The sequence below is a fragment of the Vannielia sp. SX4 genome, from assembly GCF_052828525.1.
The window spans coordinates 4,183,161-4,205,875 of sequence record NZ_CM128247.1 but is presented as its reverse complement, the minus strand read 5'-3'; the positions used below and the strand labels follow the sequence as shown (position 1 = coordinate 4,205,875).

Here is a 22,715-nt window from a genome sequence, read left to right as displayed (position 1 = left end):
AAGAAGGGCAGCGGCTGGATGAACTTCACCGGCAAGGAAGATATTGAAAAGCCGATCGAAGAGGTCTTCGCAGCGGTCACCGACCACGAGGCCTTCGAAAAGCAGGTGCTGCGGCGCGGACACGAGATCACCCGGACGGATGCACTCGATGCATCCGGGGTCGGCATGAGCTGGAAGATGCGGTTCCCCATCCGTGGCCAGATGCGCGATCTCAATGCCACCGTCTCCGCCTATGACAAGCCCGAGCATGTCGCACTCGATCTCAATATCGGCGGCCTCGATGCGGTGGTGAAGATCGACCTGATCGAACTGTCGAAAATGCGCACGCGGATGAGCCTCGATATCGAGCTGATGCCACGCACCATCACCTCCCGCGTGCTGGTGCAATCGCTCCGCCTGCGCCGCTCCAGCCTGACCCAGGGCCTGCGCCGCCGAATGGCCGAATTCGCGCTTCAGGTCGAAGCTCGCCCGGCCCCCGCAGCCTAAGCGCTTTTTATCAGACGATAGCCCACCGCCTCTGCCACGTGGGCCTTGGTCACGCCTTCACTTCCGTCGAGGTCGGCGATTGTCCGGGCCACGCGCATGACCCGGTGATACCCGCGCGCCGAAAGGCCAAAGCGCTGGGCGACCTTTTGCAGAAGCTCCATGCCTGCATCGTCCGGCCGGGCCACCTCATCCAGCAACTCGCCTTCAATGTCCGCATTGGTCGTGGCCTCGACGCCGAGCGCCTCGAACCGCGTGCGCTGCACGCCCCGCGCCTGTGCCACCCGCGCTGCCACCTCTGCCGAGCCTTCCTCGGCGGGAGGCAGATCGAGGTCGGTATAGGCAACCGGCGGCACCTCCAGACGAATGTCGAACCGGTCGAGTAGCGGCCCGGAGATGCGGCCTAGATAATCCTCCCCGCAATTTGGTGCGCGCGAACAGGCGCGGCCCGGATCGGTCAGGTGGCCGCATTTGCAGGGGTTTGCGGCGGCCACCAGCATGAACTTGCAGGGGTAGGCGACATGGGCATTGGCCCGGCTCACCATGATCTCGCCGGTCTCGATGGGCTGGCGCAGGGTTTCCAGAACGGTTCGGGGAAATTCCGGAAATTCATCCATGAACAGCACGCCGTTATGCGCCAGCGAAACCTCCCCCGGCCTCGCCTGCCGCCCACCGCCCACCACGGCGGCCATCGAGGCGGTGTGATGGGGTGCACGATACGGCGCTTCACGGCTGATGCCGCCCTCCTTCAGCAGGCCGGCAAGCGAATGCACGGTCGATGTTGCCAAGGCCTCGCGCGGGGTGAGTGGCGGCAGGATGCCTGGCAGGCGAGCGGCGAGCATGGATTTGCCCGAGCCGGGTGGACCGACCATGAGCAGGTGGTGCCGCCCCGCTGCCGCCACCTCAAGCGCCCGCTTGGCCCGTTCTTGGCCTTTCACGTCGCGCAAGTCTTTGCCGCCGACATGGCCCTGCACCTCGCCGGGGGTTGAGGGCTCTATCGGTGCCTCCCCGGTATAATGCCGGATCACCGCGCCGAGGCTGGCGGCGGCAATCACCTCGGCCGCACCGACCCACGCGGCCTCCGCCCCGCAGGCGCGTGGGCAAAGCAGCCGCCTCTCCTGCTCAGCGGCAGCCATCGCGGCGGGCAGGGCACCGTTGACCGCAACCAACTTACCATCGAGTGAGAGCTCCCCCAGCGCGACCACCTGTGACACCTCCTCGCGCGGCAGGATCTCGATGGCGGCCAACAGGGCCAAGGCGATGGGGAGGTCGAAGTGCGAGCCTTCCTTAGGCAGGTCGGCGGGGGAGAGATTGACTGTGATCTTTTTCGACGGCAGCGCAATCGCCATCGCGCCGAGCGCCGCCCGCACCCGCTCGCGCGCCTCGCTCACCGCCTTGTCGGGCAGGCCGACGATGGCGAAATTCGGCATGCCGGGTGACACAGCGCATTGCACCTCCACAGGCCGCGCCTCGATGCCATCAAAGGCGACCGTATAGGCCGCCGCCAACATCCCTCCGCTCCCGTCCAACATCTGCCAAAACCCCGGCTGTGAAACCGTGGTTAACGCTAGACCGGGATGGTTAGGGAAACGTTAACGCCCCTCGTAGAGCGCCGCGAATGCAGGCCATGCGAGCGGGTCGGGCACGGTCTTGTCGCGGCAGAAGGCATTGCAAAAGCCCCAGACCTTGCCGCCCGCTTCCATGAAATGGGTCACCGGTTTGCCGGAGTAGGGGCATGCCTCGTTCACCGAGGGCCCTTCCTCCACCGCCCGGGCCTCCAGCGGCGTGGGGCCGGGCCAGTCGCGCGTGGGCAGGTCCTTCGCATACCAAGGCAAGTCTTCTCCCCGCGCAAACCCCATGCCGCGCCAACGCCGGAAGGCCGGGTCCGCCAAATGGGCGGCCACATAGTCGGTCGCTGCCTCCGAGATGGGCAGCCCATAGGTTGCGATCCTCGCCGCAACCGGCGCGAAGAAGGCGTCTGCCGCCGAATAGGTGCCGCAAAGCCACGGGCCGTCACCGCCCACCGTGCGCTTGGCGTGGTCCCAAATCACCTCCAGCCGCGCCAGATCGGCCATCACCCCATCTGACGGCTCGAACCCTTCGTAGGCCACCCGCAGTGCCATCGGGCAGGCTTCACGCAGCGCGCCGAAGCCCGCGTGCATCTCGCTCGCCAGCGCTCGTGCGGTGGCGCGGGCGCGGCTGTCATCCGGCCAGATCCCTGCCGCGGGGAACCGCGTGGCCAGTTCCTCGGCAATCGCAAGGCTCTCGCCCAGAATGGCGCCATCCTCGAACAGAACCGCCGGCACCGTCTTGGCGGGGGCGATCTCGGCCAGTTGATCGGCCACGTCACGATTAGCAAAATCGACCCAGACGGTGCGCCGCTCCAGCCCGAATCTCTCGAACAGGAGCCAGCCCCGAAGGGACCACGAAGAGTAGGCGGGATCGCCGATGTAGAGTGTACTGGTCATACCTGTGACGCTACGCACAGACATGGGCGCTCGACCAACGCATAATTGCGCAGAAGTCCATCAATATTTGTGATGGAAACCCTTCTATGCATTTTTCACACTTTCTTTTGAACCGATCGGTCCTAATCTTCGTTTAGCATAAGACAAGGCCTGCCGGTGCTCGGCATGTCTTGCCCGCGAGAAGGAGCTCCCCCATGCCTTTGGACGGCGATATCGATACCTCCATGTCCCGCCACGCGCGGCAAGCCGAACTGCTTGACGCCGAAACCGAACAGCAACTGGCCCGCGCCTGGCGCGATGACCGGGATGAGCAGGCACTGCACCGCCTGATCTCGGCCTATATGCGCCTCGCGATCTCAATGGCGGCCAAATACAAGCGCTACGGCGCACCGATGAACGACCTCATTCAAGAGGCATCACTTGGTCTGATGAAGGCCGCCGACAAGTTCGACCCCGAGCGCGGCGTGCGGTTTTCGACCTACGCCATGTGGTGGATCAAGGCCTCCGTGCAGGAGTTCGTGATGCGCAACTGGTCGATGGTCCGTACCGGCTCGACCTCTTCGCAGAAGTCGCTCTTCTTCAACATGCGCCGCGTGCAGGCGCAGCTGGAGCGCGAGGCGGCGGCGGCGGGTGAAACGCTCGACAGCCAGCAGCTGCGCCAGAAGATCGCCACCGAGGTCGGCGTGCCGCTGGCCGATGTGGAGATGATGGAAGGCCGGCTCTCGGGCTCCGACTTTTCGCTCAACGTCACCCAATCCGCCGAAGACGATGGCCGCCAGTGGATCGACGCGCTGGAAGATGAAGGCCCGCAGGCCGCCGAACAGGTGGAGGTTGAGCACGACAAGGCCCAGCTCCGCGACTGGCTCGCCGAGGCGATGGGTGCGCTGAACGAGCGTGAGCAGTTCATCATCCGTGAGCGCCGCCTTGCCCGCGAAAAGCGCACATTGGAGAGTCTTGGCGAAGAGTTGGGCCTGTCCAAGGAGCGCGTGCGCCAGCTTGAGGCGGCGGCCTTCCAGAAGATGCGCCGCTCGCTCGAGCAGCAATCCGATGAAGTGCTGGCGCTGATCTCCTGAGGTGGAAACGCCCTTTGCAGGAATAGATGGGGCCGCGGTGATCCGCGGCCCTTCGTTTTCGCTCTGGCGCGCACCCGTCCGCCCCGCATTTCGCGGCCTCGTTCGCCGCATCACGCTCTACCGCTCCGAGGGCGCTCTGCCCGGGCTCATGGTTGAGCCCGCCGCCCTCGTCGTGCCACTGATCTTCGTTTTCGACGGCAGGTTCGAGGTGGGCATGGGTCGCGATCCGGCTCCATCGGACGGTATCGCCAGTTTCATGGCGGGCCTTTCGCTCACCCCCGCCCGCATTGCTTCACCTGAGGCGGTCCAAGTCTTGCAAATCGACCTGACGCCGCTGGGGGCCATGCGCCTCCTTGGCCCCGCGCTGGGCGAGGCGTCAGACGGCGTGCACGCGTTGCCCGACTACGGCGACCGTGACATCGCGGAGCTTCACACCCGCATGGGCGAGGCCGATTGCTGGGCCACCCGGCTCGCTCTGGCCGAGAGCTTCCTCGCACACCGCCTCGCCGCAACTTCCCTCCCGCCCACGCTCACCCGCGCCTGGCGGATCATCGAGGGCACCGAGGGTCGCGCCCCCATTGCCCGCATCGCAGATCACCTCGGTATGACCCGGCGCACGTTGGCCCGCCAATTTCAGCCCTTTGGCCTTTCGCCCAAGGCAGCCGCCCGTGTTGCCCGCTTCACCGCCGCCTCCGCCCGCGCTGGCACCGCGAGTTGGGCCGAGATCGCCGCCGATGCGGGTTATGCTGACCAAGCTCACCTAACCCGTGAATTCCGCGCCCTGTCCGGCATGACCCCGCGACAGTTCGCCTGAGTCCCATTCCTTCAAGACCCGGCCCGCGCCCCATGGCAGGCTCTCCAAAAAGGAGACACACCATGGAAGCCCCCCGCATCTACCCCACGTTCCGCTTCACCAATGCTGACGCTATGCACCGATGGTTCACTGAAACTCTCGGCTTCACCGAACTGATGCGCACGCCTGAGACTGGCACCATCGAACACGCCGAACTCGCCTTCGGCTCCTCCATCATCATGATCGGCCAAGCCCGCGATGATGCCTTTGCCGCCAAATCGCCGCCTCCCGGCGGCTCCGTCACCTATATCGCCGTCGACGACCCCGACGCGCTCCATGCGACGGTCGTGACCTCCGGCACCGAGATCGTCGAGACGCCCACCGACCGCGACTATCCCTCCCGCGAATTCATCGCCCGCGACCCGGATGGCAATCTCTGGTGCTTCGGCACTTGGTATCCCAAAGCCCCTTGATTCCATTTTCTTGCTTCAAATATCTCCGGGGAGCGCGAGGGGCTGGCCCCTCGCTCCCATGCTTGCCGCCCGCACCACCGCGCCCTACAACAGAGCCTAGCGGAGGGCCAAACCCATGCTGGCAGGCAAGAAAATCTTACTCGTCATCGCGGGCGGTATCGCGGCCTTCAAGTCGCTCGACCTGATCCGCCGCCTGCGTGAGCAGGGCGCCCATGTGACCCCGGTCCTGACGCAGGCTGCCGAGGAGTTCGTCACGCCGCTCTCCGTTTCTGCGCTGGCCGCCGAGAAGGTCTATCGCGAGCTCTTCGATCTGACCGACGAGCGCGAGATGGGCCACATCGAGCTTTCCCGCGCCGCCGACTTCGTGGTCGTCGCCCCGGCCACCGCCGATCTTCTGGCCAAAATGGCAAACGGCCACGCGAATGACCTCGCCTCCACCCTGCTGATGGCCACCGACAAGCCTGTTCTCTGCGCCCCTGCGATGAATGTCCGGATGTGGCTTCACCCCGCAAACCAGCGCAACGTGGCCACGCTGCGGGCCGATGGCGTGCGCTTCACCGGCCCCGCCGAGGGCGAGATGGCCTGCGGAGAATACGGGCCAGGCCGGATGGCGGAAGTACCCGAGATCGTAGCCGCCGTGGGCGAGGCGCTGGCCGACGGGCCGCTGAAGGGCAAGCACATCGTCATTACCTCAGGGCCGACCCACGAGCCGATCGACCCTGTGCGCTACATCGCCAACCGCTCGTCGGGCGCGCAGGGCACCGCCCTCGCCCGCTCGCTGATGGGCCTCGGCGCCTCCGTCACCTTCGTCACCGGCCCGGCCTCTGTGCCACCGCCGCAGGGGGCGAATGTGGTGAAGGTCGAGACCGCCGCCCAGATGCACAAAGCGGTGTTGGGCGCGCTTCCCGCCGATGCCGCCGTTTTCGCCGCCGCGGTCGCGGATTGGCGCGTGGTCGATGCTTCGACCAAAAAGATCAAGAAGGACGGCTCCGGTAAGATCGCGCCGCTGGAGTTCGCCGAGAACCCAGACATTCTCGCCGAAGTCTCCAAGGCCCCCAACCGCCCCGGCCTTGTCATCGGCTTTGCTGCCGAGACGAACGATTTGATTGCACACGCCGAAGCCAAGCTGAAGCGCAAGGGTTGCGACTGGATCATCGCCAACGATGTCTCTCCCGAGACCGGGATCATGGGCGGCACGGAGAACGCGGTGACGATCCTCACCGCCGAGGGGGCGGATGCCCTGCCGCGCATGTCCAAGGATCAAGTCGCCCAACAGCTCGCCGCCCGTATCGCCGAGGCTCTCGCATGACGCCCGATATCCGCTGCATCCGCGATGAGGGGGCCGATCCTTCCCTCCCTCTTCCGAGCTACGAGACCCCCGGTGCCGCCGGGGCCGACGTGCGTGCGAACCTCCCCGAAGATCTGCGCGCCGAAGGCATCGTACTTACCCCCGGCAGCCGCGCCATCGTGCCCTCCGGCCTGCGGGTCGAGATCCCGGCGGGCTTTGAGATTCAGGTGCGCCCCCGTTCCGGCCTCGCCGCAAAACACGGCGTGACCCTCGTGAACACCCCCGGCACCATCGACAGCGATTATCGCGGCCCGCTCGGCATCCTGATGATCAACCTCGGGCATGAGCCCTTCACCATCACCCACGGCGACCGCATCGCCCAGCTTGTCGTAGCCCCGGTGATGCAGGCGGCCTTCTCCGCTGCGGAGACCCTGACAGACACTGACCGTGGCGCTGGCGGCTTCGGCTCCACGGGCCGCGGCTGATGCTCCTCGTCTTCGCGCTCATGGCGCTGGCCTGGTGGAGCGGCGAATGGCTGGGCTGGCGTACCGTTGAGCGGCAGGCCGCCGTGATCGGCGTCATTGCCCTCGCGCTCGCCCTCAACCTCATCCTGCCCTTCGGCCACCCAATCCGCGAGATCACCGGGCGCCACCCGCAGCTTTGGCTGATTGTTTTCGTCCTCGGTGCCATCGGCGTGCTTTACGGCTCCGGGGTGGGCTGGCTGCGCTCCATCGCCATGGCGCGGGAGGCCGAGGCCGCCACGCCCGAAGTGGCAGTTGCAGACCCTGCGCCCTCTGCCACGCCCCAAGACCCGTCAAAACTCGCACCCGATGAACTTACCCGCTACGCTCGCCACATCGTGCTGCGCGAGATCGGCGGCCCGGGCCAGAAGAAGCTGAAGTCCGCCCGCGTGCTGTTGATCGGGGCAGGGGGGCTTGGCTCGCCCGCGCTGCTCTACCTCGCGGCCGCCGGAGTCGGCCATATTACCGTGCTCGACGATGACGAGGTCGACGCCTCCAACCTCCAGCGCCAAGTGATCCACCGCACCGAGGGGCAGGGCCGGAACAAGGCGCAAAGCGCGGCAGAGGCCATGCTGGCGCTCAATCCCCACATCCACGTCACGCCGCTTGCCCTTCGGCTGACGGATGCGAACGGCCCTGAACTGGTTGCGGGGGCCGATATGATCCTCGACGGCACCGACAACTTCGCCACGCGCTACCTCGCCAACGATCTCGCCGTGGCCGCCGGTATCCCCCTCATCTCGGGCGCCCTCTCTCAATGGGAGGGCCAGCTCTCGATCTTCGATCCTTCCCACGGCGCCCCCTGCTACCGCTGCATCTTCCCCGAAGAGCCCGCCCCCGGCCTCGCACCTTCCTGCGCAGAGGCCGGCGTGATGGGGCCGCTACCGGGTGTGGTGGGGGCAATGATGGCGGCGGAGGCGGTGAAGCTCATCACCGGTGCAGGCAGCCCGCTGCGCGGCGAGATGCTGATCTACGATGCGCTCTGGTCGGAGACACGCAAGATACGCCTCAAGCGCCGCGAGGGCTGTCCAACCTGCGGCGGAGTCACCTAGCAGGGCGGATGAGCGCACCCCCCTTCGCAATCTCTCCGGCGGCCCCTATCTTCCCTTCCAAAGGAGACCGCGATCCATGAACAACCCGCTTCTCACCCCTTCCGAGCAGCCATTCGACCTGCCCGATTTCGCCGCCATCACCGATGAGCACTTCACCCCCGCGCTCGATGCCGCCGAGGCAGAGACCCGCGCCGCCATTGACGAAATCACCGCCAACCCCGATGCCCCCACGTTCGAGAACACCATCGAGCCGCTGGAGCTTTCGGACGAGCCGCTGAACGATGTGCTCGGCCCCTTCTTCCTGCTCGCTGCCGTCTCCTCGACGCCCGCGCGCGAAAAGCTGCAACGCGCCTTCTCGCCCCGCCTCTCGGCCCTCTCCAGCGATATCGCCCTCGATGAGGCCCTCTTCGAGCGGGTCGACACGCTCTGGCAACAACGCGATGATCTGGACCTCACCGATGAGCAGGACCGCGTGCTCTACCTCCACCACCGTTATTTCCGCCGCGCCGGAGCAGGCCTCGACGCCTCAGGCCGCGCCCGCCTGCGCGAGATCAATGCTGCCCTCTCCGAGAAATCTACCGCCTTCGGCCTCAACCTGCTGGCCGATGAGCGCGACTGGTCGATGCAGGTCGATGATCTCACTGGCTTGCCGTCTTTCCTTGTCGATGCAATGAAATCCGCAGCCGAGGCGGCTGGCAGCGACAAGCCCATCGTCACTCTTTCGCGGTCTCTGGTAGTCCCCTTCCTCCAGTTCTGCCCCGACAGGGAGGCGCGCAAGAAGGCCTACGAAGCCTGGACCTCGCGCGGCGCCAATGGCGGCGACACCGACAACCGGGCGCTCGCCGCCGAAATGCTCTCGCTCCGCGCCGAGCGAGCCAAGCTGCTTGGCTACGAAAGTTTTGCCGACTACCGGCTCGAGACCGAAATGGCGAAGACGCCCGACAACGTGCGCAAATTGCTGCAAGCCGTCTGGTCCCCCGCCCGCGCCAAGGCCGAGGCCGATGCCAAGGTGCTGGAGCGTCGCCTTCACGCCGACGGCTTCGATGGCCCGCTCGAGCCGTGGGATTGGCACTACTATTCCGAGGCTCGCCGCAAGGAAGAGCACGCGCTGGATGAGGCCGAGCTGAAGAGCTATTTCCAGCTCGACCGCATGATCGAGGCCGTCTTCGCCTGTGCCAACCGGCTCTTCGGGCTGGAGTTCACCCCGCTCGACGTGGCCCTTCATCACCCCGATGCTCGCGCATGGGAGGTCACCCGCAACGGCCAGCACATTGCCGTGTTCATCGGCGATTACTTCGCCCGCCCCGGCAAGCGCTCTGGTGCATGGTGCTCCGCCCTGCGCTCGCAGAAGAAACTCGGCGGCGAGACCGCACCCCATGTGATGAACGTCTGCAATTTCGCCAAGCCGCCCGCAGGCCAGCCCGCGCTGCTGAGTTATGACGATTCCCGCACGCTCTTCCACGAGTTCGGCCATGCGCTGCACCAGATGCTCTCTGACGTCACCTATGGCTCGATCTCCGGTACCTCGGTGAGCCGGGACTTCGTCGAACTGCCCTCCCAGCTTTACGAGCACTGGATGGAGGTGCCCGAGGTACTTCAGGAGTTCGCCACCCACGCCGAGACCGGCAAGGCGATGCCTGAGGAGCTTCTGGAGCGGGTGCTGAACGCGGCAACCTACGACATGGGCTTTTCGACCTGCGAGTTCATCGGCTCCGCGCTGGTGGATCTCGAGTTCCACGCAGGCCCGCCGCCCGCCGACCCGATGCAAAAGCAGGCCGAGGTGCTCGAATCCATCGGCATGCCCCGCGCTATCCGCATGCGCCACGCCACACCGCACTTCGCGCACATTTTCTCCGGCGGCTATGCCTCAGCCTACTACAGCTACATGTGGTCCGAGGTGATGGATGCCGATGCCTTCGCCGCCTTCGAAGAGGCGGGCGGGCCGTTTGACCCGGAGTTGGCCAAGAGCCTCGAGGCCAACATTCTCTCGACCGGTGGCAGCGAAGAGCCGGAGGCGCTCTATACCGCGTTCCGGGGCCGTCTGCCCGGTGTCGACGCGCTGTTGAAAGGCCGTGGGCTGGACGACGTCGCCTGACAATCCACCATTTTATCCACAGGCGCGGCCTGGTTTCCTCGGGTCGCGCCTTTTTACTTTACCCTTACGGCAGGGCATTTGCTCAACCTGCGGGCGCAATAAAATAACTGCAAACTGCGCATTTTCAGGCTTGAGCCCGCCAAAACTCCGGGCCGACTCGGGCTAAACAGCGCTCCGCTGCGCCGCCGCACTGCATAAATGCAATGCCGCATCCTCAGTTTGTTCACACCCGTCCTTGATGACGCTGCGTCACCTCAGAGCCCTAACAGGAGCCCCGGCAGGTAGAGCACGATGGCCGGAAAGGCGACCAGCCCGGCGATGGTCAGCGCATCGGCCACGAAGAAGGGCGCCGCGCCCCGGAATACGTCCTGCACCGAGAGTTCCGGGCGCACGCCCGCAACCACGAAGCAGTTGAGCCCGATGGGCGGGGTGATCAGGCAGAGCTCCGCCATTTTCACCACGATGATCCCAAACCAGATCGCGCAGCCCGTGGCGTTCATCCCAAAGGCCGAGTCTGCCGCAGTTACCGCCTCGCCGCCGTTCAGGGCAATCACCGCCGGATATACGATGGGCAGGGTGAGCAGCAGCATCCCGATGGCATCCATGAACATGCCGAGCACCGCATATGCGGCAAGGATCATCAGCAAGGTGATCATCGGCGACTGGTCGAGCGACGAGATCCAGTCGGCAAAGGCACCGGGCAGGTCAGCAAAGCCGAGGAAACGCACGTAGATCAGCACGCCCCAGATGATGGTGAAGATCATCACCGAGAGCTTGGCGGTCTCCAGCAGCGCGTTCTTCAACTCGGGCCAGCGCATGCCTCGGTAGAGTGCGATCAGGAAGACCACGAAGGCCCCAAGTGCCCCGCCCTCTGTGGGTGTGCCCCAAGCGTCACCGCCGAAGGGGTTGTAGATGAAGAAGATGATGATCAGCACCACGAAGAGGATCGGCAGCGCGCCGGGCAGGGCGGCAAACCGTTCGCCCCATGTGAAACCGGTGACGGGCGGTCCGAGCTTCTTCCACGCCATCGCCATGCCCACGACCATCCCGCCGTAGATCAGCGCCGAGAAGGCGCCGGGGATGAAGCCCGCGAGCAGCAGCGCGCCCACGTCCTGCTCCACGATGATCGCGTAGATCACGAGGATCGCAGAGGGCGGGATCAACGAGGCCAGCGTGCCCGCTGCGGCCACCACGCCAGCAGCAAAGCGCTTGTCATAGCCCACCGCCAGCATCTCGGGGATGGCGATGCGGGCAAAGACGGCGGAGGTGGCAACCGAAGCGCCCGAAACGGCGGCAAAGCCCGCCGTGGCAAACACGGTGGAAACTCCAAGCCCACCTGGCAGCCAGCCGACCCAGCGCTTGGCGGCGGTGAAGAGCGCCTTGGTCAGTCCGGCGTAATAGGCAAGGTAGCCAATCAGGATGAAGGTTGGGATCAGCGATAGCGCATGGCTCGACACCTTGGAATGCGGCACCTGCCCGGCGGTCTTAACCGCAACGCCCAACGCCCAGCCGAATTGCTCGGGGTCATACCCCTTCTTCGACCAGAAGATCCAAAGCAGGCCGACCAGCCCGGCAATGGCGGCGGCAAAGGCAACGCGGGTGCCGATCAGCACCATCACCAGCAGCCCGGCGGTGACCCAGAGGCCGATCTCGATGGAAGTCATCGCGCATCCTCCTCGAATCCGGAGACCGTCTCCGCCTCATGGGCGGCCTGTGTCGCAGCGTCTTCGATGAGCGGCACGGCGACCGGGGCCTCAGCCCCCTCGATCAGCGCCTTGCCGTAGGCGAAGGCGTGCAGGCACAGCCGCAGGCACAGCACGGCAAAGGCCACCGGAACCACCAGCTTGGCGGGCCAGAGCGGCAGGCCGATGTCGATGGAGCTGTCGGCGCTCCACAGCGGGCGGCCAAAGTCGAACGAGCGCCCGAAGTGCGACCATGCCCCCCAGAGCAGCAGCACCATCAGCGCCAGTACCAGCAGAGTGGAGAGCAACTCGAAGAGCCAGAGCGCCCGGCCTCGCAAGCGGCCGACCAGAATATCCATGCGAATGTGCCCGCCCAGCCGGTGGCAATAGCTGACGCCCAGAATGGCGATGAAGGGCATCAGGAACTGGATCCAGTCCACGTAGCCCGGCAGCGGTTGATTGAAGAGCTTACGCCCGCCAACCGATGCCACGGCCAGCAGCATCAGGGAGAACACCACGATGCCGCCGATCAGCGCCAGCAGGGTCTCCACCCTGAACAGTGCCCTGTCGATCCGGCTCAGCGTGCTGCCGTCTTCGATAACGTTGGATGCCCCTGCCATGGCTTGCCCCCTCTTGCAGAACGGCGGGCCGGGGAGATGCCCCGGCCCGCCGCTGTATCATGCGTGGCTGCGGATCAGCTGTCGCCGCCGATCACACCCTGCACCAGGTCCAGCAGCTCCTGCGCCGGAAGGCCCTTTGCATTGTTCTCTTCCACCCAGGCGGCGGCAATCGGGCCAGCGGCTTGTTCACGGAAGGCGGCGAGCGCATCGTCGGAGTAGGTCACCTGCTCAATGCCCTTTTCCTCCAGCAGCGGCCCCCACTTGGACATGGTCGCGCCGTTGTAGTTGTCGACGTAGTGCGCAATCGCCTCGTCGACCGACCCCATCAGCGCCTCACGCTCGGCGTCGGTGAGCGCGTTCAGCGCATCGGTGTTCACCACGATCGGGCACTGCACGGTGCCGGGGTTGAGGTTGGTCGTCCACCAGTTGGCGCCCTCGATGGTGCCAAAACTCATGTGGGCGTGCGGGGCGAAAGCCACGCCTTTCACAACACCGGAGTCCAGCGCCTGACGGGCCTCGGAAGAGGTCACCGAGGTCGGTACGGCGCCCACCGTCTCCATCGCCTTGCCAATCCCGCCGGTCGCGCGCACGGTCAGGCCAGCATAGTCTTCGAGCGACTGCGGGGCATCGCCCACACCGGCAATGTTGTACTGCGGCATCGGCGAGGGCATCAGCAGAGTGGCGTTCCAGCGGGCGAGGTCTTCCTTCACCGCCGGGTGCTCGTAGAGCGCAAAGCTCACCTCAACTTCCTTGTCGAGCGTATCGACGCCAAGGAACGGCAGTTCGAGCACGGTCAGCGAGGGGTTCTTGTCGGGGTGGTAACCGGCGCAGATCTGCGCCATCTCGAAGGCACCGATCTCGATGCCGTCGAGGTTTTCGGTGTTCTTGGAAAGGCCACCATAGCTGATGTTCATGGTAAACTCGCCGCCGGTCTTTTCGCTCACCAGTTCGGCCATCTTCTCGACGTGCTCGGTGAAGGCCCGGCGCTTGCCCCAGACCGATACGTTCCACTCGGTTGCCGCAGCTTCGCTGGCGATCCCGGCAGTCATCAGGGCGGCCACGGCCACCTTCGTCATCATCTGCATATCTCTCTCCCTGTTGTCAGCGGCTCGTTCGCTTGGCGGAATTCAGTTCCGCCGCGTGGCCACAGATCGCAGCCATCCTAGAAGCAGGCCATTACTGATGTGAAGGCTTTTCTGAAGGCACGGGCGATGCTGCGCCTGCACATTTAATTGCAACTCATTCGCATTTGCATTGACTCGGCCCAAGCGCGGCATATCCTCCCTGCAAACAGCAACGCAGGAGCGCCCCATGCGCCGCATCGCCGCCGTCACCCTCTTGGCACTCACCCTCTGGCCTGCCGCCAGCTGGGCCGAGAAGTTCAAGGTCGCCACCACCTTCACCGTCATCGCCGACATGGCCCGCAACGTGGCAGGGGATGCTGCCGAGGTGGTCTCCGTCACACCCCCGGGCGCCGAGATCCACAACTACGCGCCCTCACCGCGCGACATCCTCGATGCGCGCGATGCCGATCTGATCCTCTGGAACGGGCTCAACCTCGAGCTCTGGTTTGAGAAGTTCTTCCGTAATCTTGGGGGCGTGCCCTCTGCCGTAGTGAGCGACGGGGTGGAGCCCATCTCCATCACCTCCGGCCCCTACGACGGAAAGCCTAACCCGCATGCCTGGATGGCGCTCAGCTCGGCGCTGATCTACGTCGACAACATCGCCGCCGCGCTTTCCGAGCACGACCCGGACAATGCTGCGACCTACGCCGCCAATGCCGAGGCCTACAAGGCCGAGATTGCCGCCACCATCGCCCCGATCCGCGAAGCCATTGCCGCGCTGCCCGAAGAGGAACGCTGGCTGGTCACCTCCGAAGGAGCGTTCTCCTACCTCGCCCGCGACTACGGGCTGAAAGAGCTGTATCTCTGGCCGATCAACGCCGACCAGCAGGGCACGCCGCAGCAGGTGCGCGCGGTGATCGACGCGATCCGTGAGAACGAGATCACCGTGGTCTTCTCGGAAAGCACCATTTCCGACAAGCCCGCCCAGCAGGTCGCCCGCGAGACCGGCGCGCGCTATGGCGGGGTGCTATATGTCGACAGCCTCACAGAGGCCGACGGCCCGGTGCCCACCTACCTCGACCTTCTGCGCGTGACCTCACAGACCATTCTGGACGGGCTGGCCCCGCAATGAGCCTTGCTACCGAGCCGCACGAGGTTTTCGAGCCCGGCACGCCAGAGGCGGGCGGCGGGCTCAGGGTGGATGACATCACCGTCACATACCGCAACGGCCACACCGCGCTGCGTTCGGCCAGCTTCGAGATTCCCAAGGGCACGATCACCGCATTGGTGGGCGTGAATGGGGCGGGCAAGTCCACTCTCTTCAAGGCGATCATGGGGTTCCTCTCTCTCGCGTCAGGCGACATCCGCGTGTTGGGCCTGCCGGTGCGCGAGGCCCTCAAGCGCAACCTCGTCGCCTATGTCCCTCAGGCTGAAGAGGTCGATTGGGCCTTTCCGGTGCTGGTGGAAGACGTGGTGATGATGGGCCGCTACGGCCACATGGGCTTTTTGCGCCGCCCCCGCGCCGCCGACCGCAAGGCGGTGACAGAGGCGCTGGCCCGCGTCGGCATGGAGAGCTTCCGCCACCGTCAGATCGGCGAACTCTCGGGCGGGCAGCGCAAGAGGGTGTTTCTCGCCCGGGCTTTGGCGCAAGAGGGGCAAGTGATCCTGCTCGACGAGCCGTTTACCGGCGTCGACGTGACCACCGAGGAGGAGATCATCAAGCTCCTGCGCGAGCTGCGCGACGAGGGGCGTGTGATGCTTGTCTCCACTCACAACCTCGGCTCGGTTCCGGAATTTTGTGACCGCACGGTTCTGGTTAAAGGCACCGTGCTCGGCTTCGGCCCCACCTCCGAGACCTTCACCCGCGAGAACCTCGAAGAGGCCTTCGGTGGCGTCCTCCGCCACTTCGTGCTCGGCGGGGCCGACCTGCACGACGATGAAGACCCGCGCCGCGTGACCGTCATCACCGACGATGAGCGCCCCTTCGTCATGTATCACGAGCATAAGGAGCCGTCCGAAGAGGGCGACGACGAGGATTGGGAATGAGCCTGCTCGAGCCCTTCTCCTACGCCTATATGACCAACGCCATGTGGGTCTCGGCGCTGGTCGGCTGCGTCTGCGCTTTTCTCTCCGCCTTCCTGATGCTCAAGGGCTGGTCACTCATTGGCGATGCGCTCTCCCACGCCATCGTGCCGGGGGTCGCGGGGGCTTACATGCTGGGCCTGCCTTTCGCACTGGGCGCCTTCCTTTCCGGCGGGCTGGCGGCCGCGGCGATGCTCTTCCTCAACCAGCGCACCGGCCTGAAGGAAGACGCGATCATCGGTCTGATCTTCACCAGCTTCTTCGGCCTCGGGCTCTTCATGGTATCGGTCTCGCCGGTGCCCGTGGATATCCAGACCATCACGCTCGGCAACATCCTTGCCATCACACCGGCCGACACGCTGCAGCTCGTCATAATCGGTGTGGTGACGCTGGCGATCCTAACCGCCAAGTGGCGCGATCTGATGGTCACCTTCTTCGATGAAAACCACGCCCGCTCCATCGGCCTAAACACCAATGGCTTGCGCATCCTCTTCTTCACCTTGCTCGCGGCCTCCACCGTGGCCGCGTTGCAAACCGTGGGCGCCTTCCTCGTCATCTCCATGGTCGTCACCCCCGGTGCCACCGCCTACTTGCTGACAGACCGCTTCCACCGCCTGATCTGGTTCTCCGTGCTGATCGGCGCGGGCACCGGTTTCTTCGGCGCCTACATCAGCTACTTCCTCAACGGCGCGACCGGCGGGGTGATCGTGCTCCTGCAAGTCGCGCTCTTCCTCGCCGCCTTCTTCTTCGCCCCCACCCACGGGCTACTGGCGGCGCGCCGCCGGGCCCGGGAGGCGCTGGAATGATCGAAGAACTGCTGCTGCCGTTCCAACTGCCTTTCATGCAGAACGCGCTGGCCGTCGCCGCGCTCATCTCGGTGCCCGCCGCGCTGCTCTCCTGCTACCTCGTGTTGAAGGGCTGGTCGCTGATGGGCGACGCCGTCTCCCACGCCGTCCTGCCCGGCGTCGTGCTGGCCTATATCGTCGGCATCCCGCTGGGCATCGGCGCCTTCCTCGCCGGGATGGGCTGCGCGCTTGCCACGGGCTACCTGCAGGAGAACTCCCGCATCAAGCAGGACACGGTGATGGGCGTGGTTTTCTCGGGCATGTTTGCGCTCGGCCTCGTGATCTACACCGCCATCGCCTCCGACGTGCACCTCGACCATATCCTCTTCGGCGACATCCTCGGCATCGGCGCGGCCGATCTCTGGGAGGCAGGCATTATCGGCGGGGCAGTCACCCTCGCGCTGCTCGCCAAGTGGAAGGACCTGCTCCTCCATGCCTTCGACCCGACCCAGGCCAAGGCCTCCGGCCTCCCCGTCGGCTGGCTGCACTACGGGCTGCTGGTGGCACTCTCGCTCACCATCGTCGCGGCGCTGAAGGCGGTGGGCATCATACTCGCCATCGCGCTCCTCATCGCGCCCGGTGCCACGGCCTTTCTGCTGACCCGGCGGTTTCACGCGATGCTGGCCACCTCGGTGGCCATCGCGCTCTTCTGCGCCCTTGCCGGCACCTACGCCAGCTTCTGGCTCGACTCGGCGCCTGCACCCACCATCGTGCTGGCCATGACCCTCTGCTTCATCGCGGCCTTCATCGCCACGGTTCTGCGCAACCGCCGCATGTCCACCCCCCTTGCCCCCGGAGAGACGGCACCGTAACCGGGACCAAGCAAGCCCGGAACCACAATGCTCGTCCTCACCATCTGGCCGCTCTTCGCGCTGATCTGCCTTGGCCACCTGCTCTCGCGCCGGAACTGGCCCGATGCCGCCTTCTGGCCCGCCGCAGAGCGGCTCAACTACTTCATCCTGTTTCCAGCGCTTCTCGTCTCCAGCCTAGCCGACGCGCCGCTGCACGACCCGGCGATCCTGCGTATGGGCGGGGCAGGGCTGGTTACGATCACGCTCGCAGCGCTGGCGATGTGGGCAATTCGGCGCTTCGTGGTGCCCGCGCGCCCAGCCCGTTTTGGCCCGGCCCTGCAAGGGGTGATCCGCTTCAACACCTATATCGGCCTTGCCGTCACCGCCGGGCTCACCGGAACGGCGGGGCTGGGGCAGGCGGCGGTGTATCTTGCTATCGCGGTGCCCTTCGTCAACGTGCTCTCGATCATGGCGCTCTCGGAGTCCACCGGCCTCAAGGCCGTGCCTCGGATGGCCCGCAGCATCCTCGCCAATCCGCTGATCCTCGCCTGCCTTGCGGGCATTGCGCTTTCCCTCATCGGCATAGGCCTGCCTTGGGGCACCGACCGCTTTCTCGACCTCATGGGCCGCGCCAGCCTGCCGCTCGGCCTGCTCTGCGTCGGCGCGGCGCTGCGCCCGGCGGCACTGAGGCAAGACCTTGCCCCCCTCGCGGTGATCGGGGCCCTGCGCCTCGTTGCCATGCCCTTTGCTGCGGCTCTCATCGCCCGCGCAGCGGGGCTGAGCGGCACCGAGGCGCTGGTGCTTGTCGTATTTTCGGCCATCCCCGTGGCCCCCACTGCCTATGTGCTGACTCGCCAACTCGGCGGCGACGGCACGCTTATGGCAGGTCTGGTGACCTCCCAGACCCTCGCTGCGGTTGTGACCGTCCCATTCGTGCTACGTCTCCTCGGTAAGGGCTGAAGGCAGCGGGCCCTCCAGAGATGGAAATCTCTACGAACGGACCCAACGGAAACGATCCGTCACGCGCATCCTAAAAGGGCGCCCCGCAAAGCCGGAGGCCAGATCGCAGCGAACTCAGTTCAACCCGCCGCCTCCTGTGCCAGCGCCACCCGCGCCTGCAACCGGCTCTGCGCTTGGTCGATCACCACAGCGGCAACGATCACCAGCCCCTTGATCACCATCTGCCAGAACGACGAGACCCCCATCATTACCAACCCGTCCGACAGGATGCCGATGACGAAGGCGCCCACGATGGTGCCCCAGATCCGCCCGCGCCCGCCTGACATGGAGGTGCCGCCGAGCACTGCTGCGGCGATGGCGTTCAGCTCGAAGAACTCGCCCGTGGCCGGGTGCGCGGCCTTCAGCTGAGAGGCGATGATGATGCCCACGATCGCGGCCATCAGCCCCGAGAACATGTAGACGAACATCTTGACCCGCCGCACCCGCACGCCCGAAAGCTCGGCCCCGCGCTCGTTGCCGCCGGTGGCGTAGATGTGCCGCCCGAGTGGAGTGCGCTGCGCGATGTAAGTCGCCACCAGAGCCACCGCGATAAGGATCCAGATCATCACCGGAATGCCCAGCAGGTTGCCGGTGCCGATGAAAGGGAAGGTATGAGAGCCGTAGTCCGGATTGCCGTTGAGGTTGGGAAAGGTCCGCCCGCCCGACATCAGCAGGGCCGCGCCGCGGGCGATGTAGAGCATGCCCAGCGTTGCGATGAAGGGCGCCACGTTGAGCCGGGTGATCAGCAGCCCGTTCACCCAGCCCACGAAAACGCCCACCAGGCAGACCATCCCAACGATCTCTAGCGTGTTGAACTGGATCGACCAGCCAAGCCCGAGGTCGATGCCGTTGAGCAGCAGGTAGCCCGCGATCATCGAGGTCAGGCCCACGACCGAGCCGACCGACAGGTCGATGCCGCCGGTGATGATCACATAGGTCATGCCGATGGCGAGAAAGGCGTTGATCGCCACGTGCTTGGAGATCAGCACCGCGTTGGCGACGCTCAGAAAGTTTGGCGCGGCGATGGCGAAGTAGGTGAAAACAAGGATCAGCGCCACGAAGGTCCGGGCCTTCAAGAGCAGCAGAAGCCAATTCACCTGCGCGGCGGGTTGCGGTTGGGCGGTGACGCTCATGCGGCGCTCTCCCTATCTGTGCTCATGGGGGTGGCCGCGGCGAGCACATCGGCGGCCTCGGCATCATGTGAGAATTCGCCGGTGATCCGACCATCGGCCATCACCAGGATCCTATCGCTGAGCGCCATGCATTCCTCGATCTCGGAGGTGCAGAACAGCACGCCCAGCCCCTCGGCGGCGAGTTGGCGCATGACCTTGTAGATCTCGGCCTTTGCGCCCACGTCGACGCCGCGCGTGGGCTCGTCCATCAGCAATATCTTCGGGCCGGTCATCAGCGCCTTGCCGATCACCACTTTCTGTTGGTTGCCGCCCGAGAGCGACGACACCGGGTTCTCGGCGCTGGAAACCTTGATGGTGAGCCGCTTGATGAACTCCAGCGCCCGCCCGGCCTCGCGCTTGAGGTCGATGTGAAACCCGCGCGAAACCTCGCCCAGCGACGAGAGCGTGAGGTTCTCGCGGATCGCCATGATCTGCACTAGCCCATCGTGCTTGCGGTCTTCGGGCACCAGCGCGATGCCCTGCGCAATGCGGTCGGCCACGCCGCGAGCCTTCAGCGGTGCGCCCTCGACAAAGTAGCGCCCGAGGGAGTCGGAGGGGTGGCGGCCGATGATACATTCAATCAGTTCGGTCCGGCCAGCGCCCATCAGCCCGTAGATGCCGAGGATCTCGCCGGCCTTCACCGAGAGCGAGACGTGATCGACATGGTAACCGCCGCCCATCTTGGGCAGCACCACCTCTTCGGCCCGGAAGATCTCCGCCCCCATCTTGTGACTGATCGGCGCGGCGAAGTCTTTTTGCGCCCCGCCGATCATCGCCTCGACGATCCAGCGGATATCGACCCCTTCCATGCTGCGAGAGCCGGTGATCTCACCGTCGCGCAGCACGGTGATGTAATCACCGATGCGGATCAGCTCCTCCAGCCGGTGCGAAATGTAGACGATTCCCACGCCCTGCGCGGTCAGCTCGTCGATCAGCTTGAACAGCACCTCGACCTCCTTGGCCGAGAGCGCCGATGTGGGCTCATCGAGAATGAGCATGCGGGCATCTTCGGCCAGCGCCTTGGCGATCTCGACGATCTGCTGCTGGCCAATTTTGAGAAAGCCGAGCGGCGTGTCAGGGTCGATAGATTGTTCGAGCCGCGTGAGCAGGGCGGCACTGCGCTCGCGCTCACTGCCGGTGTCGAGGTGAAAGCCTGCGCGGGTAGGTTCGTGCCCAATGAAGATGTTCTCGGCCACGGTCATCTCGGGGAAGAGGTTGAGCTCCTGAAAGACAATGCCGATGCCTGCGCGCACGGCGTCGTCCTTGGAAGAGAACTTGACCGGCCGCCCCTCCACGGTGATCTGACCCTCGGTGAGTGGCTCGACCCCGGAGATCACCTTCATCAGGGTGGACTTGCCCGCCCCGTTCTCGCCCACCAGCACGTTGACCGCGCCCATGCGAATATCGAAGTCCACGCCCTTAAGCGCCCGGGTGCCAGGATAGACCTTAACCGCATCGCGGATCGACAGGCCGATTGGGTGCTGCTGCGTATCGCTCATGGCTGGAAGGTGACCTCGACCGGGGTGACCACCAGCGCCTCGGTGGCCGAGCGTAGCGGCGCGATCCCGAGGAAACTGACGGTGCTGCCGAGCGGGTCGCCCTCCGGCAGGGTGATCGCCGCGCTGATCCGGTCGTTCAGGGCGCGGGAGAGTTTGGCGTATTCGATCTGGTCGCGGAAATCGTCGAAGTTGTAGAACGGCACGCCATCGCGCAGGGCCGTGCCCTTGATGACCGGGCCGAGTTGCAGGGTGGTATCGGTGGTGCCATCGGCATCTGTATCCAGCCCCAACGTCCGCGCGCGCGTGTCTAGCTTGGCTTCCATCACCACGCCGCTGCCCGAGACCGGAAAGTTCCACGCGGCGCCCGTATCGCTTCCGCGCTGGGCATGGGCGGTTCCGGCGGCTTCGATATCTGCGGCGATCTGGCTGCGCAGATCGCTCACCTCCACCGCCTTGTCGCGAACATAGGGCAGGAGCTGCGGCTCGAACGTCTCCTCCAGCCGCGCCTCGTTGCGGGCGTCGTCACCCTCCGGCCCGGCGGGAATGGCGGTTTCATCCTTGTCGTCGTCAAATACAATCTTGCAGCCCGCAAGGCCCAGCGCCGCAGAGGCGGCCAGTGCGAGCATGAGTGCCCTGTTCATGTCGTGCGCTTTCTCATGTTCGAGGCGGCAAGGTCCGCGCGTGACCGGCACGCGCGGACCCAATGTTGCGGCCCGGCCTTACTGCAGGGCGAAGGTTTCGAGCTGGCTGGCGTTGTCGCCGTTCACCAGCACGCAATCCATCAGCTGCTTTTCGTCAAGGCCAGTGGAGCCGGTCTTGAGATACTGATCGGCCTGCATCACCGCCATCTGGGCCTGCGCATAGGCGGGCTGGAGCACGGTGGCCTTGATGCCGCCAGCGAGGATCGAGTCGCGCACGTCATTTGAGCCGTCGAAGCCGACCACGATCACATCAGTCCGGCCAGCGGCCTCGAGTGCGGCCCATGCGCCCATCGCCATGGTGTCATTGCCAGAGATCACGCCCTTGATGTCGGGATTTGCCTGAAGCATCGACTCCATCACCGTGAAGGCCTCGGTCTGCGACCAGTTGGCGGTTTGCTGGGCGACCATCTCCAGCTCGGGATACTGGTCGATCACGTCATGATAGCCTTGGCTGCGAATGCCGGCGTTGGTGTCACTTTCCTTGCCGACGAGCTCGGCATATTTGCCCTCTTCGCCCATCAGCGCGACGAACTCCTCGGCGCCAAGCTGCGCGCCCTGGTAGTTGTTCGACACGATCTGGCTCACCGCCACGCCGGTCTCGGTGATCTCGCGGTCGATCAGGAAGGAGGGGATGCCCGCATCCTTGGCCTTCTGCACCGCGGCCACCGAGGCATCGGCCCCGGCGTTGTCGAGGATGATCGCCACCACACCGGCGGCAATGGCGCTGTCGAAAAGCTCCGACTGCTTGTTGGCGTCATCGTCGTGCACGAGCACCATGGTCTCGTAGCCCAGCTCCTCCGCCTTGGCGGCGGCGCCATCGGCCTCGGCCTTGAAGAAGGGGTTGTCGTGGCTCGGGGTGATGATCGCGATGGTGTCCGCCGATGCCATCAGCGGCAGGGTCATCAGGGCCGTAGCGGCGGCCATCAGCCTGGTCTTGAACGTCATGTCTTTCTCTCCTCCGTGTTGTCCGGTGCCCCTTGTCCTCCAGGCGGCCGGATCTTGTTGTGCGGGCGC

Annotated in this window: 22 protein-coding genes; 13 read left to right on the top strand and 9 right to left on the bottom strand. The window is 65.4% G+C overall.

Translation table 11 applies throughout. The annotated features are described in order from the left end of the window. Window positions 1-18: 18 nt before the first annotated feature. On the top strand, window positions 19-486 hold the full coding sequence (locus tag ACUXVX_RS20870) for an SRPBCC family protein (protein ID WP_222471771.1): 468 nt from the start codon (window positions 19-21) through the stop codon (window positions 484-486). Here the strand turns inward: ACUXVX_RS20870 and ACUXVX_RS20865 are convergent. Then, window positions 483-1,994, bottom strand: a complete 1,512-nt coding sequence (locus tag ACUXVX_RS20865; protein WP_446309796.1) for a YifB family Mg chelatase-like AAA ATPase — start codon at window positions 1,992-1,994, stop codon at window positions 483-485. The genes ACUXVX_RS20870 and ACUXVX_RS20865 overlap by 4 nt on opposite strands. Before the next feature lie 81 nt (window positions 1,995-2,075). Further along, on the bottom strand, window positions 2,076-2,951 hold the full coding sequence (locus tag ACUXVX_RS20860) for a glutathione S-transferase (protein ID WP_446309795.1): 876 nt from the start codon (window positions 2,949-2,951) through the stop codon (window positions 2,076-2,078). Window positions 2,952-3,145: 194 nt separating this feature from the next. On the opposite strand from ACUXVX_RS20860, the gene ACUXVX_RS20855 reads away from it, so the two are divergent. The 7 genes from ACUXVX_RS20855 to ACUXVX_RS20825 all read left to right on the top strand — a co-directional run bounded on the left by ACUXVX_RS20855 (window position 3,146) and on the right by ACUXVX_RS20825 (window position 10,246). Continuing rightward, the gene (locus tag ACUXVX_RS20855; RefSeq protein ID WP_222496744.1) at window positions 3,146-4,024 is read left to right on the top strand and encodes an RNA polymerase factor sigma-32; all 879 of its coding nucleotides are present in this window, start codon (window positions 3,146-3,148) and stop codon (window positions 4,022-4,024) included. A gap of 37 nt (window positions 4,025-4,061) precedes the next feature. Continuing rightward, window positions 4,062-4,838: a helix-turn-helix transcriptional regulator gene (locus tag ACUXVX_RS20850; protein WP_446309794.1), complete on the top strand. Its 777-nt coding sequence runs from the start codon at window positions 4,062-4,064 to the stop codon at window positions 4,836-4,838. 62 nt (window positions 4,839-4,900) lie between these two features. After that, window positions 4,901-5,290 (top strand): VOC family protein, encoded by a 390-nt coding sequence (locus ACUXVX_RS20845; protein ID WP_446309793.1) that lies wholly within the window; start codon window positions 4,901-4,903, stop codon window positions 5,288-5,290. Window positions 5,291-5,405: 115 nt separating this feature from the next. Continuing rightward, a complete protein-coding gene (gene coaBC, locus ACUXVX_RS20840) occupies window positions 5,406-6,599 on the top strand; it encodes a bifunctional phosphopantothenoylcysteine decarboxylase/phosphopantothenate--cysteine ligase CoaBC (protein WP_446309792.1) in 1,194 nt (397 codons plus the stop codon). Next, window positions 6,596-7,063, top strand: a complete 468-nt coding sequence (dut, locus tag ACUXVX_RS20835; protein WP_446309791.1) for a dUTP diphosphatase — start codon at window positions 6,596-6,598, stop codon at window positions 7,061-7,063. The genes coaBC and dut overlap by 4 nt, the downstream gene beginning before the upstream one ends. Continuing rightward, window positions 7,063-8,151, top strand: coding sequence for a HesA/MoeB/ThiF family protein (locus ACUXVX_RS20830; protein ID WP_446309790.1), 1,089 nt, complete (start codon window positions 7,063-7,065; stop codon window positions 8,149-8,151). Before dut ends, ACUXVX_RS20830 begins: the two co-directional genes overlap by 1 nt. A 76-nt stretch (window positions 8,152-8,227) precedes the next feature. After that, complete coding sequence (locus ACUXVX_RS20825; protein WP_446309789.1) at window positions 8,228-10,246, top strand: M3 family metallopeptidase; 2,019 nt, start codon at window positions 8,228-8,230, stop codon at window positions 10,244-10,246. 254 nt (window positions 10,247-10,500) lie between these two features. On the opposite strand, the gene ACUXVX_RS20820 is transcribed toward ACUXVX_RS20825, so the two are convergent. The 3 genes from ACUXVX_RS20820 to ACUXVX_RS20810 form a co-directional block, all read right to left on the bottom strand. Then, entirely contained in the window at window positions 10,501-11,910 is a 1,410-nt protein-coding gene (locus tag ACUXVX_RS20820; protein WP_222496738.1) for a TRAP transporter large permease, read from the bottom strand. After that, on the bottom strand, window positions 11,907-12,548 hold the full coding sequence (locus tag ACUXVX_RS20815) for a TRAP transporter small permease subunit (protein ID WP_222471782.1): 642 nt from the start codon (window positions 12,546-12,548) through the stop codon (window positions 11,907-11,909). Before ACUXVX_RS20815 ends, ACUXVX_RS20820 begins: the two co-directional genes overlap by 4 nt. A 74-nt stretch (window positions 12,549-12,622) precedes the next feature. Next, window positions 12,623-13,633 carry a C4-dicarboxylate TRAP transporter substrate-binding protein gene (locus tag ACUXVX_RS20810; protein WP_222496736.1) on the bottom strand — a complete coding sequence of 337 codons (1,011 nt, stop codon included), beginning with the start codon at window positions 13,631-13,633 and terminating at the stop codon, window positions 12,623-12,625. A 226-nt stretch (window positions 13,634-13,859) separates the two neighbouring features. Here ACUXVX_RS20810 and ACUXVX_RS20805 point away from each other — a divergent pair, with 226 nt between their 5' ends. From ACUXVX_RS20805 to ACUXVX_RS20785, 5 genes are read left to right on the top strand one after another with little or no spacing between them, the layout of a single operon-like run. Further along, window positions 13,860-14,744, top strand: coding sequence for a metal ABC transporter substrate-binding protein (locus tag ACUXVX_RS20805; protein WP_446309788.1), 885 nt, complete (start codon window positions 13,860-13,862; stop codon window positions 14,742-14,744). Beyond that, window positions 14,741-15,658, top strand: coding sequence for a manganese/iron ABC transporter ATP-binding protein (locus ACUXVX_RS20800; protein ID WP_446309787.1), 918 nt, complete (start codon window positions 14,741-14,743; stop codon window positions 15,656-15,658). Before ACUXVX_RS20805 ends, ACUXVX_RS20800 begins: the two co-directional genes overlap by 4 nt. Then, complete coding sequence (locus tag ACUXVX_RS20795; RefSeq protein ID WP_446309786.1) at window positions 15,655-16,500, top strand: metal ABC transporter permease; 846 nt, start codon at window positions 15,655-15,657, stop codon at window positions 16,498-16,500. The genes ACUXVX_RS20800 and ACUXVX_RS20795 overlap by 4 nt, the downstream gene beginning before the upstream one ends. Beyond that, window positions 16,497-17,351 (top strand): metal ABC transporter permease, encoded by an 855-nt coding sequence (locus tag ACUXVX_RS20790; protein WP_446309785.1) that lies wholly within the window; start codon window positions 16,497-16,499, stop codon window positions 17,349-17,351. Before ACUXVX_RS20795 ends, ACUXVX_RS20790 begins: the two co-directional genes overlap by 4 nt. 27 nt (window positions 17,352-17,378) lie before the next feature. After that, entirely contained in the window at window positions 17,379-18,290 is a 912-nt protein-coding gene (locus ACUXVX_RS20785) for an AEC family transporter (protein ID WP_446309784.1), read from the top strand. A gap of 119 nt (window positions 18,291-18,409) precedes the next feature. On the opposite strand, the gene ACUXVX_RS20780 is transcribed toward ACUXVX_RS20785, so the two are convergent. From ACUXVX_RS20780 to ACUXVX_RS20765, 4 genes are all read right to left on the bottom strand, one after another. After that, on the bottom strand, window positions 18,410-19,462 hold the full coding sequence (locus ACUXVX_RS20780) for an ABC transporter permease (protein WP_446309783.1): 1,053 nt from the start codon (window positions 19,460-19,462) through the stop codon (window positions 18,410-18,412). Further along, window positions 19,459-21,000: a sugar ABC transporter ATP-binding protein gene (locus tag ACUXVX_RS20775; RefSeq protein WP_446309782.1), complete on the bottom strand. Its 1,542-nt coding sequence runs from the start codon at window positions 20,998-21,000 to the stop codon at window positions 19,459-19,461. Before ACUXVX_RS20775 ends, ACUXVX_RS20780 begins: the two co-directional genes overlap by 4 nt. Further along, on the bottom strand, window positions 20,997-21,641 hold the full coding sequence (locus ACUXVX_RS20770) for a DUF2291 family protein (RefSeq protein WP_446309781.1): 645 nt from the start codon (window positions 21,639-21,641) through the stop codon (window positions 20,997-20,999). The genes ACUXVX_RS20775 and ACUXVX_RS20770 overlap by 4 nt, the downstream gene beginning before the upstream one ends. A gap of 78 nt (window positions 21,642-21,719) precedes the next feature. Further along, complete coding sequence (locus ACUXVX_RS20765; protein WP_446309780.1) at window positions 21,720-22,646, bottom strand: substrate-binding domain-containing protein; 927 nt, start codon at window positions 22,644-22,646, stop codon at window positions 21,720-21,722. Window positions 22,647-22,715: the final 69 nt, after the last annotated feature.

Excerpts from the sequence above, each read along its gene's own strand:
- ACUXVX_RS20870 (WP_222471771.1), top strand. The coding sequence starts at position 19 with ATGAACTTCACCGGCAAGGAAGATATTGAAAAGCCGATCGAAGAGGTC.
- ACUXVX_RS20865 (WP_446309796.1), bottom strand. The coding sequence starts at position 1,994 with ATGTTGGCGGCGGCCTATACGGTCGCCTTTGATGGCATCGAGGCGCGG.
- ACUXVX_RS20860 (WP_446309795.1), bottom strand. The coding sequence starts at position 2,951 with ATGACCAGTACACTCTACATCGGCGATCCCGCCTACTCTTCGTGGTCC.
- ACUXVX_RS20855 (WP_222496744.1), top strand. The coding sequence starts at position 3,146 with ATGCCTTTGGACGGCGATATCGATACCTCCATGTCCCGCCACGCGCGG.
- ACUXVX_RS20845 (WP_446309793.1), top strand. The coding sequence starts at position 4,901 with ATGGAAGCCCCCCGCATCTACCCCACGTTCCGCTTCACCAATGCTGAC.
- coaBC (WP_446309792.1), top strand. The coding sequence starts at position 5,406 with ATGCTGGCAGGCAAGAAAATCTTACTCGTCATCGCGGGCGGTATCGCG.
- dut (WP_446309791.1), top strand. The coding sequence starts at position 6,596 with ATGACGCCCGATATCCGCTGCATCCGCGATGAGGGGGCCGATCCTTCC.
- ACUXVX_RS20830 (WP_446309790.1), top strand. The coding sequence starts at position 7,063 with ATGCTCCTCGTCTTCGCGCTCATGGCGCTGGCCTGGTGGAGCGGCGAA.
- ACUXVX_RS20825 (WP_446309789.1), top strand. The coding sequence starts at position 8,228 with ATGAACAACCCGCTTCTCACCCCTTCCGAGCAGCCATTCGACCTGCCC.
- ACUXVX_RS20820 (WP_222496738.1), bottom strand. The coding sequence starts at position 11,910 with ATGACTTCCATCGAGATCGGCCTCTGGGTCACCGCCGGGCTGCTGGTG.
- ACUXVX_RS20815 (WP_222471782.1), bottom strand. The coding sequence starts at position 12,548 with ATGGCAGGGGCATCCAACGTTATCGAAGACGGCAGCACGCTGAGCCGG.
- ACUXVX_RS20810 (WP_222496736.1), bottom strand. The coding sequence starts at position 13,633 with ATGCAGATGATGACGAAGGTGGCCGTGGCCGCCCTGATGACTGCCGGG.
- ACUXVX_RS20805 (WP_446309788.1), top strand. The coding sequence starts at position 13,860 with ATGCGCCGCATCGCCGCCGTCACCCTCTTGGCACTCACCCTCTGGCCT.
- ACUXVX_RS20800 (WP_446309787.1), top strand. The coding sequence starts at position 14,741 with ATGAGCCTTGCTACCGAGCCGCACGAGGTTTTCGAGCCCGGCACGCCA.
- ACUXVX_RS20795 (WP_446309786.1), top strand. The coding sequence starts at position 15,655 with ATGAGCCTGCTCGAGCCCTTCTCCTACGCCTATATGACCAACGCCATG.
- ACUXVX_RS20790 (WP_446309785.1), top strand. The coding sequence starts at position 16,497 with ATGATCGAAGAACTGCTGCTGCCGTTCCAACTGCCTTTCATGCAGAAC.
- ACUXVX_RS20785 (WP_446309784.1), top strand. The coding sequence starts at position 17,379 with ATGCTCGTCCTCACCATCTGGCCGCTCTTCGCGCTGATCTGCCTTGGC.
- ACUXVX_RS20780 (WP_446309783.1), bottom strand. The coding sequence starts at position 19,462 with ATGAGCGTCACCGCCCAACCGCAACCCGCCGCGCAGGTGAATTGGCTT.
- ACUXVX_RS20775 (WP_446309782.1), bottom strand. The coding sequence starts at position 21,000 with ATGAGCGATACGCAGCAGCACCCAATCGGCCTGTCGATCCGCGATGCG.
- ACUXVX_RS20770 (WP_446309781.1), bottom strand. The coding sequence starts at position 21,641 with ATGAACAGGGCACTCATGCTCGCACTGGCCGCCTCTGCGGCGCTGGGC.
- ACUXVX_RS20765 (WP_446309780.1), bottom strand. The coding sequence starts at position 22,646 with ATGACGTTCAAGACCAGGCTGATGGCCGCCGCTACGGCCCTGATGACC.